The organism is Bradyrhizobium sp. UFLA05-153 (genome assembly GCF_054185185.1).
Genome location: NZ_JBBIAM010000016.1, coordinates 1 through 15,947 on the forward strand (window position 1 = coordinate 1; position 15,947 = coordinate 15,947).

Sequence of the window (15,947 nt, forward strand, 5' to 3'; positions counted from 1 at the left end):
GTGCTCGCGCCTCGACTCGCTTCCAGGTACTCTCCAGCGCCAAGATGACGGGATATGACCGACGCTGTCCCAACACCGATCCCCTGTCCAGCTGCTGTGAGCAGGACCACGATTGGCAAGGCCATGCTGACAGCTGCGATCGCCTGTGCGCCAAGCGCGCCAACAAAGATCGCGTTGACGACCTGCTGTAACGCGTTGATCGACAAGCCAACAACAGACGGAATGGCGAGCCGCAGAATGAGGCTCGCCAGATTGGGGGCCGATAGGTCAATGTGCTGCATCTTCTTCGGCATCACATCGCGATCGCTCTCGAAGGCGAATTCCGCATCTGGCTCATTCATGGGTGAACGTGTCGCGAGCTCTTGCGCATTCGCTAATCGTTTGCACCAACTCCTGTTGCAATGTTGTGCAAAGATTACGGGTCAGCTCATAACCGACTTGGCTTGAATCATACCTCGCTTCGATCTGAAGATGGCCGGCTTGATATCCGACATCGAACCAGAACAGGTGGATCACGGACCCTTCATCCATGTCTTCGCCGATCCAGAGTGGAGAGGGTTCCTTGGCTAGCAGACGGCGTGGAAAATGGCGCTGCACACCCGCTCGATAATTCAATCCAATTCTTGGTAAGGACAGGCGATCGACCCGGCTCCGCACGGCTGTATCTCGGTTTAAGAATTTCATGGCCCGAAACCCGATTCCCCTGCGCGGCAGGGCATTGCGCTGGCGGTATATTGAACGCGCACGATCGGGACGGTGCTCCGTTGCTGTCAGTCTCAAGGGAAGCGGAACAAGTTCGCTGATATGGGCGATGATCTGAGATGGATCGAGATCGTCAAACAGCCGACCTCGGATTGAGGTAAGGCTATCGATCCAGAGCGAGTAGTTGCCGAAAACGCGTCCAAAGGCGCCGGATATGGCCGCAAGAAAGACATCGACGTCCTGACAATGCGCCCATCTGGCTGCAATATTGAAGAGATCGGCTGTCGCTTGTTTGTCGATCTCAAGATGGTACTTGGCCTGATCTTCCCAGAGGAATCGGCAGTTCGCCTCTTCCGTGCGCCCCTCAAGGCGTGCATGGTGAAGCTCTCTCGCTGTCGCTTTCGAAAAGCTTGCGCCGCCAGATGAAGTGTCGCTGATGTGGAAATCGAACTGATGGTAGTCAATCCCTTCCCAGTATTCGAGTTCGGCTGGCGCTTCGCTGTTCGCGTAGTGCTCAAGGCGCTTCAACCATGGACAGAGCATTTGTGTGTTCTCGGGACCGCTTATAGCATGGCCCGAGGCAAGGGCGTTGTATGCCGTATCCAACGCTTCCAGGAATAGGCGATAGCCGATCCCGTCCGCTACAAAATGATGGATCAGGACCAGAAGATAGTAATCGCCGCTTTCCGCTGTGCGGAACGCTGTGACGCTGACAAGAGGCGTCTGGCCGTCAAACCGAAACATATGCTGACGTCTTGCCGAGATGCTTTCGATTATCTTACGCTGCTGAAGGACGTTTATCCCGACAAGATCGATCTCTTCCACGAGGCGTTCGGCCACGGAAGGTTCGATTGTCAGACGTAGGCCATCAGCAGTTCGAGCGATACGCAGTCTGAGGCCTTCGTGCCTATTCATGACATGGGCAAGGGCACGCTCCAGCGTTCGGACGTTCAGGACGCCGGCGGGCAAGAAGAAGAGATCGCCGATGTTGAAATGCTCGTCGAAGCCGGCAAGACGATTCCAAGATGAGATTGCGCGGGTGACTGCCAATGAACCATCCGCGGAATAGAGTGTAACCGCTTCGTCTGCCGCCAATTCCCTGATAGTCGGTGTTCGATGAAGTCGCTCGACAGTGAGATTCAGTCCGGCTTTGCGCGCCAGCGTGACGCAGCGCACGCTGAGAAGAGAATCTCCGCCGATATCAAAGAAGCTCTGATCGAGTCCGACCCACTTGGTGCCTAATAGATCCTGCCAGATCGCAGCAAGAACGCGCTCCTTCCTCGTGCGGGGCTCAGCACAAGGAACTGGCCCGACCTCCCGGTAAGGAACGGACGACAGGCGAGAACGATCTATCTTCCCACTTGCCGTAAGGGGGATGCTGTCGACCAAACGGAAGGCGGCAGGAATCATGTAGGATGGCAATGTGTGGCGCAGGTGAGTGACGATATCTCCAGAGCTTAGACTGTGGCGAGCCGGAACCACGCTGGCGATCAAGCGACGATGATTATCCATGCCGTCTGCGACGACCGCGGCTTTAGCGATTGCAGGATGAGACTCAAGAGCCGTTTCGACCTCCTCCAACTCAATGCGAAAGCCCCGTACTTTGATCTGGTTGTCCGATCGGCCGCAAATCTCGAGCAGGCCGCTGGTTGAGATGCGTGCGATATCGCCAGTTCGATAAAGAACGCTGTATCGGCCGTCATCATACGGATTCGAGATGAAACATCGGTTGGTCCGATCTTGATCCCGCCAGTACCCGGCGCTCACGCATCGTCCGGCAATGCAGAGTTCGCCAGCAGCACCGACAGGGAGTCTCCTTAACTGGGCATCGAGCACGTAGAGTTTAACGTTATCGATTGGGTGCCCAACGGGGACAAGCGACGAGCCGTCGTCGGCATCCGATGTTTCGTAGACTGCTGCATTGGATGCGCATTCCGTAGCACCGTAGAAGTTCCACAACGGCGTTTCAGGAAAATTCGCACGCCAGCGCCCGGGAAGCGAGGAAGGCATCGATTCGGCGCTGCTTGTGACCAGCCGCAAGGCCGTCGGTCGCGGGCGCCGTTCTTGCGAAGCGATGACGGCGGATAGGAGTGGCGGCGAGGCAAATAAATGTGTCGCACGACATTTCGCCAACGCGCATAACAGCAGATCCGGATCCAGCAACTGCTCCTGGGCCAGGATCAGCGCGGGTATACCCTTCAGAAGCCCCCCAAAGTACTCCCAAGCCGAAGCAACAAGTGATGCGGACTTCTGCACAACCATAACGTCGGTACTGTCAAACGGAAAGCGTCGCCACATCCAGTTCAGTCGATTGAGAATTGCCGATTCCGGTATAAGTACTCCTTTCGGCTTTCCGGTTGATGACGACGTGTAAATAAGGCTTGCAATTCCCTGATCTGATGGTTTGTCCCTGCGCCCAGAATCGTGCGCGGGCACGCTCGACCCCTCTAGGGTCAATAGACAGACCGACGGCATGTCGAAACCAGGCTCGGCGGCATTAGCGTGAACCAAGAGCTTTGCCTGACTATCTCGCAGGATATGTTCGATCCGATCACGCGGATAATCCGGCGATATCGGGACAACTATGGACTGCAAGGCTCGTGCCGCAAGAATAACCGCGGCCACGTCGGGCGACCGGTCGACAAGCATGGCGATCATATCGCCAGCTCCCACGTCCGAAACCCGCAGTAGCGATCTGACAGCTATTACGCGCTCGCGCAGATGGCCGAATGTGATCTCGCCGAACTTACCAAAATATGCCACCTGGCTCTGATTCGAGACGCAGATTTGCTCGAACGCCTCGACAAGCGGGCATTCAGTCTCATTTGGCTGCACCGAGCCAACCAGCGAATCCAGCATGGCGACGTCTGACGCGCTGAGGCAGCTCAGATCCTTAATGGGCGCAAGCGACTTCTCAAGGCAGGCTGCAATCAGACAGCGCAGATTGTCGGCCATGCGAGCAATCAGATCGCTCGAAAATACGTCTTCCGCATACGCTAGCTGGAGGGCAATTTCATCGCCCTGATCTTGTGCGTACAATGTCAGATCGAATTTTACATAGCCGGTCTCATATTCGCGGAATGTCAGATCCAACTCATGTTGGCCAGATGGCTCGGCGGCCTCGGAGTACATGTTGAACATGACCTGAAAGATCGGTGAGCGGCCCGCTTCGCGAAATAGACGGGCATCCCTCACCATCCAGCCGAATGGATATGCCGAATTTGCGATGGCACTGCTGACTAGATCCTGGATGCGCAACGCATGAACCACAAAGGACTGGTCGACATCGATCGCGGTCCGGATTGGCAGCATATTCAGGAAAAAGCCAATAATTACGTCGCTGCCTGGTTGATCCCGTACGACGTGTGGTATGCCAACGATAATATCGTCCTGACCGCTATACATCCGCAGCAGCAGCTTGAAACATGCGAGGAGTGTTGTCGACGTGGTGCATCTATGGCGGCGCGCAAACTCCCGGACCTGATTGGAGAGCTCGCTGCCAAGCAGCACCGCATGCGAAGCGCCGCGATAGGAATTTGTCTGCGGCCGCGCTCGTCCCGTTCCGAGCGAAAGAACCGGCAGATCATCGCCAATCTGATTGCGCCAATAACTACGTTGCTTGGCCAGCGCCTCCGGCGTCGTGTGTTGGATTTCCCAGAGGGCGTAGGTCGAGAGTGACGCCCGGTTTTCCGGCAAGAACGCCGCTGCATCTACGTACCTTTGTCGAAGGTCCCTGAGCAGAACGGAGATCGACCAGGCATCGATGATGATTTCGTGAGCGGTGATCAGTATCAGATGGTTGTCAGGGCCAAAACGGATCAGACGCGCGCGAAACAGTTGGCCCTGGCCGAGATCAAAACTGGCGTTAAGCTCTGTTCGCCGTAACTCTGCGATCAGCTCCTCAGCTTCCTGCGCCGTGAGATGAGATGCATCAGCCAGTTCAAGGCTTGCGCATTGAGGAGCATCGAAACACTGAACCGGACCGTTCTCGTCGATGACGCGTGCAGAAAGTGCCTGATGGGAGTGAATGACATCGGTCCAGGCGCGATTGAACGCGGCCAGATCGATGATACCCTTTATTCGCAGGCCGCCCTGAATGATGTAGTTCCTGGCAGACGGATCAAGCTGTGAGAGAAACCATAGGTGCTCCTGAACTCGCGTTAGGGGCGCTCGCGTTAGCCTACCGTGCGTCGGGGCCGTGCACGGTTTCGATTCGACTGGAGCCGAGATCGACGCCGCAAGAGATCGGATCGTTCCATTCAGAACCAGCCTGAAATCCGCTCTCATTCCGAGCAAGGTCTGCAACTGGCCCAATATAAGCATCGCCCGAAGCGAGTCTCCGCCGAGGCTTATGAACTCGTCATTCACGCCAATGTTCTCAATGCGCAGAACGCCGGACCAAATTTGACACAGCTGAGCTTCGAGCTCTGTTTGCGGCTCCTCAAATCGCGTCGGCAAGGGAGGGCGAACACTTGCCGGGTCCGGCAAGGCTCCAAAATCGACTTTTCCGTTTCTGGTCAGTGGAATACTGCCGACGTGGATGATTCTTTCTGGAAGCATGTAGGTGGGAAGCGCTTCGGCAAGAAAGTTCTGAAGCTCGCATTCCCCCACTTCAGCCGGGGCCGACACATATGCGAAAAGTCGCCTCGATCCAGTTTCCCCCTCAGCCCTGGTTATGTCTCTCGCTGTAAGCTTCACGCCTGCGCAGGCGGAGGCGACCACGACGGCGCCACCTACCGAATGATGAGCGCAAAGGCGGGCCTCGATTTCTCCCAGCTCAATTCTGTGCCCGCGAATTTTGACCTGACGGTCCCGTCGACCGAGACATTCCAAGAGGCCGTCGGAACGAGCGCGCCCGAGATCACCTGTCCGGTATAGGCGCTGGAACGAGGGATCGTTCGAGAACGGGTTTGGCCCAAAGGCATCCTTGGTGCGGTCATCGTCATTGACGTAACCAGCAGCGACACCAACGCCGCTAACACAGATTTCGCCGACCTCTCCCGGGTTGCACAGCCGCGGTCCATCCGCGACATAAACCTCGAGGTTAGAAATCGCTTTGCCGATCGGCACATAGAGGTCAGCCGGCGCAGGGGGGACGGAAAGCACATGATGCGCAACGCCGTCCGCGCACTCGGTCGGCCCGTAGTGGTTGAGAATGGGGACCTGAGGATATAAGGCAAGCCACGCGCGCGCCAGTCCCGGCGTGAGAGGTTCTCCGACCGTAGAAATAACCCGCAAACCGTCCAGAGCTCGCTCAGCGGCCGCAAGCGACTGCAGATATTCAACAAACACTGCAAGCATCGACGGAACGAATTGAACAACCGTCACGCCACATTGTTGAATTGATTGGAGAAGAACGACTGGCGATTTCAGGGTCGCATCATCGATGATAGCGATACAGCCGCCGACGCAAAGCCCCGCCAGAAGCTGCCACAGCGAGATGTCAAAGCAGTGCGACGCTGTCTGCGCGACGCAATCCGTCCGACTTAGGGTTAAAGCGTCAATCTTTGCCGCCAAATGATTATTCAGGGCTGCACGCTCGATCATTGCGCCCTTGGGCCGGCCCGTCGAACCTGACGTAAACAGAATGTAGGCAAGTCCATTCTCGTTCGATGATGGCGCAAGAGACGACGCTTGGCCTTCGCGCAGCGCCGCCTCTATCGTCACGAATTGCGTGGTGGCTTTGCTGTTCGCCTGGAATTGGCTAAGCGACTCCAGCCGGTCTGGACCAATAATCAGAGCGCAGCGGCTCTGCTCGATCATGAATGATGTACGGGAAGCGGGTAGCGACGGATCGAGCGGCAGGTAGATTGATCCAGCCTTCAAAATTGCGACGACAGTCGTCGCCCAATCGAGGTCCCGCTCACCCAAATAGGCGACCACCGCGCCGTGAGTCCCCCTCTCTCGTAACGTCCTCGCGAGGGCATCCGATCTCAAGCGCAGCGCCTTGTAGGTGAGTGCGCCTGCGCCGTACCTCAGGGCAACCCTCTCGGGATCCGAAGATGCAAGCCGATCGATCTGCATGATCGGGTCGATCGGTTGACGTTCCTCAAGAGGATTTTTGTCCGATCGATTTTTCGTAGGCATACGCCTCCCGCCATTCGTCGCCCTGTGTGGCCCTTGAATCAGAACACCGAGGGTCCTGAATGGGGTGTACGTTTCTTCGCCACCCTGGTTCTGCCAGTCATAGTGTGCCGTTTTGACTAATTGTTAGCTTCTCGCCCTTTGCGCTCACTGTTTCCTCGATGATCGGCAGGGGAACACAACCGAACGCTAGGGCCTGATGTTGGCGGTGGCATCTACCGGATCTTGTAGTAGACACGCGATCGTCTGCATGCCAGGCGCAATCAACGCGCTCAGAGACCCGGTTTTGGCTTGTGAATTCTTGCATGTGCTCTCCTGATGAAAGAGGACCTGACGCTCGCCGGGTTACATGTTGCCTACGGCCCCCAAGCGATGACGTCGACATCAAGACGGATGCGTGTTTGTTTTCCACGAGGCGGTTGCGTAGCCGCTGAGGGGCAGTTGTTAGGTGCTCGAACATTTTGACGCTTTTGGCTTTGTAGGGTTCTGCTGTGAGACGGGGAGACTGAAACTTGCTTTGACGCGCTGGAAGGGATTGTCGAGCATGCACCTGGCGGCGGCCAAGCGGCACTACACACGCTTCAATTGCGGTTTGGAACGCGTATCGGAGCACCCTTTCGGGTACTCTAGAGGTTGCCCTCCGCGACCAGAGTTGACGTTTCCGAGTGCGGGGCAGCGTAACGAGTCCTAGGCGTGCAGAACCAGCCACGCGAGGTCCTTAATCTGCCGATGTTCGCAGCCGCTTAGCATCACAGCGAAGCCGGAGCCGGCGCGTTACAGGCATTCGTGGCAAGCTGGAAGACACTGACGGTGAGCCTTTCCCGCCGTGCCGCGTTGCGTGACCGATCGCTCGTGACGATTTCCCGCGAGCCGGACTTCGATAACCCCAGCGTAGCTGGTGCGCTGTGCGGGCAGATGGGTCGAGCGTCCAGGCCGGCTCCGCTCGTCGGTAAGAATCAGTGGATTATACCGGTTCGCATCAGGCTCGATAGGTGAGATCGAAATTCTGTCGAAACCAACAAAAGGCTCCTTCTACTCTGCAGCGAGGAAGGCGTCTTCCTGCCGCGCAGCATATTGTCGGTACGTACAGAGCGATTGTCAACTTTAAGACCATTGTCCACAACTTGACGCATGCACCCGGTACGAAGCAACTCGAGACTCCTCAATTTCCAAGCGGCACGCTGCTTGCTTCATTCGCGGCGCCATCACCGATGCAAGCTCGAAAGTGCTATAGAAATTGCGCCGCGGAGTGTTTGATGCGATCTAAAGTTCGTTCTGGGGAAGCGACAACGATTGCGCTGGTCGCAAGCGGCGTAGCCCATTCGGCGGATCTTGAGCCAGCAGCACGTCTGTCATCGGCTCCGTGGAGCTTGTCCGGAGGATATATTGGCGGGCACGTCCGCGGTGATTGCGGCCCAAAATGCTTCACCAATCCCGACATTCCCTCTGTCTATGACGGTGGCATCGATCCCCATGCGTTCCTTGCAGACGACAAGACCGGCTACAACTCCCAGAAAAACAGTTCGGTGTTTGGCCTCGAACGTGATGCCCGGGGCGCTGTCTCTAACTGTACAAATATCTGCCTCGCCGCCTCCCGCATAGCACTGAGCGCAAACAAGGCGAGTCCAATCGTCTCTGTTACCGGGGCCGGTCGCCTCGGTTACGCTTTGGGCACGCACAGCCACACCCTGGCCTACCTCAAGGAAGGCGTGGCTTGGCAAAGCAATCGAGGCGAGGTCATAAATAACAACGAGTTTCGCCAATGTCGGCGACGGCGCGCTCGGCTTTTACAAGACGCTCGACGAGGTCTTTCCTGGCACAGGGCACAACGATGCTGGGTGCACAAGACCGCGAACCTCCAGTGCCACCGTCGTTCAGGCCACCACGAAGAGGGATTTGCGCGAGGTCTATTGGCCGCGAATCGAGCGTCCGCGCGAAGCGGCGACGGAACTGTTTGCCGACAAGTATTGCGCCAAGTACGGCCGGGTATTGAATGCCGACGCACCGCTGGCCTTCCACCATTTTCTTTCCGAACAGAGATCTCTTGCGGACCACCAATTCAATCGAGAGCGTGCTCGCCACGGCAAGACAGGACCACGCAGACGAAGTGCTCCTTGATGCCAACCACCCCAGGCCAAAGGTGTTCGAGCTGGTGATCGCAAAATAAAGGCCTGGCGGTGGCTTAAGGCACAAAGAGGTGCCGAAGGTCGCAGTTGTCAGATTCAATGACGGCATTCACGTAATCAAGGTGCCGAGCGGGCCTGATCACCTCGTCACCTAAATCCCAAATAGCTCAGCTTAATGGGCCCATAATTCAATGGAGATTTCTGAGTGACTATTGATAGCGAGAAGGAAACCCCGCCGTCTCTGTCCTCCGGTGCGACGCATATGCTCATCGACCTATGGGGAGCGAGGAACCTTGACGATCCAGTCATTGCCGAAGACGCAATCCGAAAAGCCGTCCGGGCGGCGAGTGCGACATTACTCCATCTTCATGTTCATAAGTTTTGTCCGGGTCACGGCGTCTCCGCAATAGCCTTGTTGGCCGAATCGCACATCACCTTACACACCTGGCCAGAGAGGTCCTACGCGGCCGCTGATGTTTTCGTATGTGGCAACTGCGATCCTGCGAGCGCCGTGCCAATTCTAGTTGAGGCCTTTCAGCCCGAACACTCTGACGTTCGCCGCTTCCGCAGAGGCGAGTCAATCAAGCCAACGCGTTGAAGCAGATGTCGATCTCCTTGGATTGGTCGCGGAGGCTGCTTCGCTCGCGCACGCGTCGCGCCAGCAGTATTGCGAAAGCCGATTTGGGGCCCGCCCTTCGCAACCTTGCGGCCGATGGCGCCGATGACAACGTCCGCAGCAGCTTGGGTGCTCGATATCTTCACCTGAGCCTCGTCGACGAATGAGGCATCATTCAGTTTTTATCATCTTGAAGCCGTGTCATGTCGCAACGATGACGACCTGGCGCGCGGCGCTGTTGCAATGCGTGTCTCCTCGAAGAACTGAAGAAAGTTCTATCGAATAGAGTTCTTCCATTTTGCTCGCAGTCGCTAGCCAGTGCAGATATAGCCGTTTTGCATACAGCTTGCCGAGTGGCATCTCGCGGCTTCGATAAAGCGTCGGATCGTAAGCACGCTTTCCTTGAGCAGGTTTATTCTATCGCAAGACGTTTTCGTGGACAAAGTCAGTTGGGTTCAGAACGAAGACGAGCTCTACTTGGATTAAAAGTAGACGCAAAAGTGACATATCCCCGACATCAAACTGGGTAGCTGCGACGTCGATGCGCACTCAGATCAATTGTGCTTCTCAATTGTTTTTGATAGCACTGTGTCGCCCGTGCACTTTTTTAGGTCGCACGAGAAGCGTACGTAGGTTTTCGCCGAAGTGGACATCAACCTGTGCGCGTATCGGCGACACCCTGAACTGCCGGGAACAGCAACATGCAAGTGAAAGAACAACTCGATAGAGCCGTTAGCGACTTCATCTGGAACATCGTTGAGGTCCATTCCCAACTCGAGGAAATACACAAGAGTTGGGCTCAGCTACTAGGCATAACCGAAGCGCAGTGGTTGATCCTCATGGCCATCGACGAACTCGATGAAGGTCGAGGCGTCTCGGGAACAGCGGTTGCGAACAAGCTGCGAATCCATCCCGCTTTCGTTACCAACCAAACAAAGAAACTCGAACAAATGGAGTTCCTGACCCGTGTGACCTCGCCTGACGATGCGAGATACCTACAGATCTCACTGACGCAAAAGGCGCGGGCGGAAATCAGGAAGCTGTCAATCAAACGACAAGCCCTCAACGCTGCGATGCTTGACGGGCTCGACGAGGAGTCTCTTCACTACGTCAATAAACGGCTACACTTAATTGCTAAGAACAGCCGATTGGCATCTCAAAAGCTGAGTATCGGAATATTGTAGATCTAAATGACGCGGTGCTGAGCTAGCATCAGAGCCTGCTCGCTCGGCACCACGACTTGAACCGCGGCGCCTAGGCCTACTGAGCCCGCAACTTGACGAATACACGATGATGCGTCGAAAGTTGTGATCTACCGCTGAGAGGACGATGTCGATCGCGTCGCCGGCGCGCTTTTCGATTTAGCAGTTGGTGGGATGATCCTTTCGCGAAATTCCGCCCTTGGCCGCGGCGAAACGCGAGCTGCAGAGCCTTTGGGCGCGCGTCTTCGCTTGGTTGCGCTCGCTTTTTGGACCGGCGGCAACGATGGCCCGTATGCTGATGGATATCTGATCGCGTCGCAGATGATTGTCGTGATGATCATCGTGATCGGCGCCATGCTGACGATCCCGTTGACGTTGTTCGGTCAGCACAAGGTGCTGGGCTGCGCGCAATGCGTGTCGACCATGGAGGGGGCGCCTTGAGACCCGCGAGATCCGGTCCGCTTCACGCTGGCGCGCCTGGGAGGATAGGTCGCGGGCCGTGAACCGCTGGCTCCGCCCAAAGAACGCCCGTCCGCCCCCGTGTCCGAGCATGTCGGTCTCCGCAAGAGGGAGGCTAGATGGGGGAAGCTAGGTTCCAGGTACCAAATAGTGAACTTGAACATTTTTTTGATAAGCCATTGATTTTGCTTTTGTTGTCATTTTGCCGAAATGGACACAACGACTTGCAGAGGCTATTGAGCGTGCCCATTTCAGCGAGCCTCTGATCAAGGCCGGACGCTAATGGCGTCTCCTGATGTGAGCCTGAGGTGTGAGAAGTTATACTGAGGATATCGCCTGTGGCACGAACGGAATACAGCAGCGCGAGCGGCGAGGTTTCCGCTACTGTCCAACTCAACAATGAATAGAGAGCGAGCTCAGCACAAGCTTATGCTCTAGCCATCCGAAGATTCGATCGTCGGAGGTCACGAAATTTTCGACCTCTCCTCCGTCGGTCGTGATCGTCCGTGGTATGGCCAACTGCAGATCAATGGGTGCGGCCGCGCCGTTACGCAGCAGCTTCATCGCTTCCGACGCGCTGACGATGCCGCGGCCACCTGCTACCACGAGAACAGGGCATCTCAACCGCCGGAGCAACCGCAAGCGACGGGCCGAGATCACTTCCTCGTCCGGCACATCTGTGGTTCCGGTAACCCAGTCGACAGACGCCAGCATCCGAGCCAAATTCCAGAGGCCACCGTCACAGACCGCTGCGGCAACGCGGCTGTCGGATGCAGCGAAATCGGATGCCATGGCAGCGGATAACCCGTCTCCATAGATGCCTATACGAGCAGCATCAATGTCTGACCGGGCTGCTAAATAATCCACACAGCAAGACAAGTACATGTCCGACTGACCGCGCCGGGTATTTGAGACGTCCTCGTGAGCGACAACAAGGACGGACATGCCTCGATCCATCACAACGGGCAAGAGCCTTCCAAGCAGCGTCGTTGCCGGCTCCTCTTCCGTGCTGATGCAAATAATTGCTGGGGCGCTAGAGCTGCGACCGTCCGCGGGCAAGTAGTGCGCGACAATCTCACCTTGATCGCAGCACTCGATTTGCACTCGCTCGATCTTCTGTTCCAAGGCTCCGAATTTTTGAATGACAGCGTTGATTTTGGCCGGAACGCCTTCGCTGCCTGAAGCGTCTTCACAAGCCAAACGCCTTGCAACTTCAAAGGCGGTTAGCGCGCATAGCCAATCTTGTGCCGCCTCATCAAGGTATCCCTTTTCCCGATTCGTATCACCAAGGACCCGATGGGCATCTCCGATGTTTATCCATCTAATGACCCATTCAGCTCGGCTAATACCTGTGCAGGCGGCTTCGAGATTGTTGAGGAACGCCGCAGCGCCCCATCGCGTGGATCTAAGATCGCCCCTCACCTGGGGCCACGCAGCGTCGTCCATCCCATTTGCCCCTTAGTGCGGATCTGAAGAGATAGCCGGTTCTATAGCGCCAGCTTAGCTCCACGTGTCACGGAGACAGTAGCTGACATCGCTGGAGAAACTTCGCAGTATTAAGCCATGTAGCGCTGCAATTCTGCCTTTGGTCGCGAGCGCGCGCAGTTTTTCATCCACCTGCATTCCGCTGCACCAGACGATCCGCGACTCAGTAGACTTGGCGCGAACCGCAAAGCCCTTGGAATAAAAGCCTATAAACTGCCAGCAGTGCCGAGCTCTACGACGCCTCTATTGGCGCCGACTAGGAGACCAGCGCCGCGATGAAAGCGGCTTGGTTCGCACTTCAAATCCTTATCACGCAAGGGCTAAGGTAAATCATCACGCTAGGAGATTGACGGAGCTTTCAGCCCTTTGCACAATGTTAGCACAAGAGCCGGTTTAGCACGCTTCGCGTGAGCCAACGAAAGACATGCGTTAGTCACGCTGCAGGGGCGGACACCCGCGTTGCGCGCTTCCACTCGCGATCGCTTTGCGTCAATCGGTGCTCGAGGTCAGCAGTTCGCTCGATTTCGGCGACCTGACGTGTCGTAAGTTTGAAAAGTTTCGCGAACTCGGGCTGCGAAAGCCCGAGCGCGTGACGCATCTCCGCGACAGCACGCGGAAGCCGTAGCTCGCCCGCCCGCGCCTTCGCCGAAACGGCGGCGCGGCGCTCTCGAATCTCGACTTTGGTCGGTTTGCGCCATCTCGGCATGTCGATCACCGGTTGGGATATCCAACCCTTTTAGTGGGTTGAAACTCTCAAAGGTCGGAGATTATCTGGCCATTATGATGGGTTGATTGACGGATCGTAAACCGCGCGGATCGTGCTGCCTCGGCCACCAACACCGCAGAAAATCGTTTTTGCGGTAGGGACGCGAGTTACCTCGCGCCCCCCGCACAGAGCCGTACAAGCGGCTTTCCCGCATACGGCTCCCACCTTGGGTGTGTGACGGCGAAGCGATCGCTCGGCCAGGGATGAAGGATGATTGGTTCTGGGAGCCAGTCGCTCACCAGCTGCGTCATCCGTTCCCACGTCATCCGATCCTTCTGGCTACGCCGCCGCAGCGTGCGCCGCCAGAGGTCGGTGACATGGTGTCGGAAGACGGCCAGTGCAGGCGCGTTGGTCGGCACGGCGTGGTAGTTGAAGTAGCCGCGGACGACCTGCCTCAGCCATTTCCCTTGTTCGGGGATCGGCCGGTGCATACGCCGTCGCATCGCCTCCTTGATTTCCCGCAGCTTCGCCCGCATGCGATCCCTTCGGGTCTTCCGCTTGATCTGGAATTTGCCCGAGCGGGTTTTGCCGCAAATGAAGCTGAAGCCCAGGAAGTCGAAGGTCTCCGGCTTGCCGAGCCCGCGTCGCTTACGGCGCTCCGCCGCAAAGCGTCCGAACTCGATCAACCGGGTCTTCTCAGGATGCAGTGACAGCGCAAACTCTCCCAACCGCTTGCGCATCTCGTCCAAGAAGCGCCGGGCGTCGCTCTCATGCTGGAATCCGATGATGAAGTCATCGGCATATCGCACGATGATCATGTCGCCCGTGGCCTCGCGCCGTCTCCAGCGTGCGGCCCAGAGGTCGAGGGCAAAGTGAAGGTAGACGTTGGCAAGCAACGGTGAGATCACCGAGCCCTGTCCCGTCCCCTTGTCACTGACCGAGACGACCCCGTCTTCGAGGATGCCCGCCTTCAGCCATTTCTGGATCAGGCGGATGATGCGCCGGTCACCGATTCGATGTTCCGGGAAGCGCACCAGCCATTCCCAGCTGATTTCGTCGAAGAACGATCGGATGTCGGCGTCCAGTATGTAGCTCACCTTCTTGCTGTGGATCCCGACGCAGAGCGCGTCCATTGCATCATGGGCGCCGCGCCCAGGTCGGAATCCGTAGCTGAACCCGAGGAAGTCTTCCTCGTAGATCGCGTTCAGCAGCGCGGCCACCGCCCTTTGGACAATCTTGTCTTCCAGCGCGGCGACCGCGAGCGGGCGCTGCCGGCCATCCGGCTTGGGGATGTAGACCCGCCGGCTCGGCAGTGCCCGATACGCTCCCTGCTGGACCCGTCCATGCAAGTCCTCGAGATTGCGCTCAAGGTCTGCCTGGTAGTCCTTCCACGTCAACCGATCCACGCCGGGTGCAGCATTCGCCTTGAGTTCGAAGAACGCTTCTTCGAGCAGATCGATGTTGATGTGGTGGAGGAGCGCGGTGAACCTCTCCTTCTTCCTTTCTCTCGCGACTTTCCGTATGCGTTCCAGCGCCTGTGACACGCTTTCCCGACTCTGCGTCCGGCGCGTGCTTTGCTGGCCCGCATTCCCCTTGGTCCCTGCCCTTTGCTCCACCGACTCCGCCGCGTAAGGCTCCCCCGCAGATCGCTCCGCAGAGGGCTCCGCTTTGTTCGTCAGCTTCATTGCTACTATGGCAGGGTCAGACTTCTCGTGTCCGTTCATCATCGGCTACGGTTCCTCACCTTCCCGATGCGGGCCGGCAGCGGCTTTGCCGTTCCGGTCAGACCCGAGATCTCCCAGCTTCCGATGCGATCCTTTTGCACGTGATGTGGCCTTAGACCCCGGCAGGGCGTCAGCACCTCGCATAACGGTGCCGCACATGTTGCCTTCGAGCGAATAAAAACCCTCGGCCCCTGCGACATCTGATCTTTCGTGGCTCAATCCCACACCCCATGCAATCGCTGTGTACGCTTCGCACCCACTGTCGCCAGTGACCACGCAACACTCACTACCAAGCGGACGCTACGCCTTACTTGGGCCGGACTTTCACCAGCTGGATCGCACCAGCTTGCGGCTGGCGCACTTATTTCAAATCACTTATTCGCCACGATGATACATATCGTCGGTATTTTTATCGACAAATCAGACGTTTTATACCACACAATCCTGATGCCTTCAGCTCAACCAACCCAGCAAGATCGCGCCATAGAGCTTCTTGCGAGGCGCGGCATGGTCCGCCTTTCGGAATTTGTAGATTGGAATCTGCCGTTTGCTCCTGCTGACGATCAGCACCCGCCGTTTGGCTGGCACTTCTCTGTTATTGGTGCGACGCATTCCTTGAACCTCTCCATTCTGCAGACGCGCAACAGTTCGCCGACTGGGATGAGCTTTGGCAATGGGTTCAAGACAACATCTACGTTCCGCGAGAATATGTGAGGCCATAAACGACGAGCGGCAAAGGCGGAAAGCCGCTGGAGCTGCAACCCAAAAGGATAATGTCTGAATTTACCTCGAGCAGCAACGATACCCAGTCGCCGCCGATCGTACTATCTAGCCAGTGAGCCT

Annotated in this window: 8 protein-coding genes; 3 read left to right on the top strand and 5 right to left on the bottom strand. The window is 57.0% G+C overall.

Translation table 11 applies throughout. From position 1 onward, the window contains the following. From Q2941_RS12085 to Q2941_RS12095, 3 genes are all read right to left on the bottom strand, one after another. Nucleotides 1-341 (bottom strand): MATE family efflux transporter (locus Q2941_RS12085; RefSeq protein WP_458192605.1); only part of this gene is annotated, 341 nt, incomplete at its 3' end. Beyond that, nucleotides 334-6,789 carry an amino acid adenylation domain-containing protein gene (locus Q2941_RS12090; RefSeq protein ID WP_458192606.1) on the bottom strand — a complete coding sequence of 2,152 codons (6,456 nt, stop codon included), beginning with the start codon at nt 6,787-6,789 and terminating at the stop codon, nt 334-336. The genes Q2941_RS12085 and Q2941_RS12090, both read right to left, overlap by 8 nt. A gap of 1,734 nt (nt 6,790-8,523) precedes the next feature. Then, nucleotides 8,524-9,021, bottom strand: coding sequence for a hypothetical protein (locus tag Q2941_RS12095; protein WP_458192607.1), 498 nt, complete (start codon nt 9,019-9,021; stop codon nt 8,524-8,526). 153 nt (nt 9,022-9,174) lie between these two features. On the opposite strand from Q2941_RS12095, the gene speD reads away from it, so the two are divergent. Both speD and Q2941_RS12105 read left to right on the top strand, forming a co-directional pair. Next, nucleotides 9,175-9,510: an adenosylmethionine decarboxylase gene (speD, locus tag Q2941_RS12100; RefSeq protein ID WP_458192681.1), complete on the top strand. Its 336-nt coding sequence runs from the start codon at nt 9,175-9,177 to the stop codon at nt 9,508-9,510. Nucleotides 9,511-10,229: 719 nt separating this feature from the next. Then, nucleotides 10,230-10,712 (top strand): MarR family winged helix-turn-helix transcriptional regulator, encoded by a 483-nt coding sequence (locus Q2941_RS12105; RefSeq protein ID WP_458192608.1) that lies wholly within the window; start codon nt 10,230-10,232, stop codon nt 10,710-10,712. An 870-nt stretch (nt 10,713-11,582) separates the two neighbouring features. On the opposite strand, the gene Q2941_RS12110 is transcribed toward Q2941_RS12105, so the two are convergent. Beyond that, nucleotides 11,583-12,635 carry an alpha/beta hydrolase family protein gene (locus Q2941_RS12110; protein ID WP_458192609.1) on the bottom strand — a complete coding sequence of 351 codons (1,053 nt, stop codon included), beginning with the start codon at nt 12,633-12,635 and terminating at the stop codon, nt 11,583-11,585. 912 nt (nt 12,636-13,547) lie between these two features. Continuing rightward, complete coding sequence (ltrA, locus tag Q2941_RS12115) at nt 13,548-15,065, bottom strand: group II intron reverse transcriptase/maturase (RefSeq protein ID WP_458192610.1); 1,518 nt, start codon at nt 15,063-15,065, stop codon at nt 13,548-13,550. 426 nt (nt 15,066-15,491) lie between these two features. Between ltrA and Q2941_RS12120 the strand changes: the two genes are divergently transcribed. Continuing rightward, complete coding sequence (locus Q2941_RS12120; RefSeq protein ID WP_458192611.1) at nt 15,492-15,818, top strand: hypothetical protein; 327 nt, start codon at nt 15,492-15,494, stop codon at nt 15,816-15,818. The last annotated feature ends 129 nt before the right edge of the window (nt 15,819-15,947 follow it).

Bases quoted from the DNA above. Each gene is read 5' to 3' on its own strand.
- Q2941_RS12120 (WP_458192611.1), top strand. From the start codon at position 15,492: ATGATACATATCGTCGGTATTTTTATCGACAAATCAGACGTTTTATAC.
- Q2941_RS12110 (WP_458192609.1), bottom strand. From the start codon at position 12,635: ATGGACGACGCTGCGTGGCCCCAGGTGAGGGGCGATCTTAGATCCACG.
- ltrA (WP_458192610.1), bottom strand. From the start codon at position 15,065: ATGAAGCTGACGAACAAAGCGGAGCCCTCTGCGGAGCGATCTGCGGGG.
- Q2941_RS12105 (WP_458192608.1), top strand. From the start codon at position 10,230: ATGCAAGTGAAAGAACAACTCGATAGAGCCGTTAGCGACTTCATCTGG.
- speD (WP_458192681.1), top strand. From the start codon at position 9,175: ATGCTCATCGACCTATGGGGAGCGAGGAACCTTGACGATCCAGTCATT.
- Q2941_RS12095 (WP_458192607.1), bottom strand. From the start codon at position 9,021: ATGCCGTCATTGAATCTGACAACTGCGACCTTCGGCACCTCTTTGTGC.
- Q2941_RS12090 (WP_458192606.1), bottom strand. From the start codon at position 6,789: ATGCCTACGAAAAATCGATCGGACAAAAATCCTCTTGAGGAACGTCAA.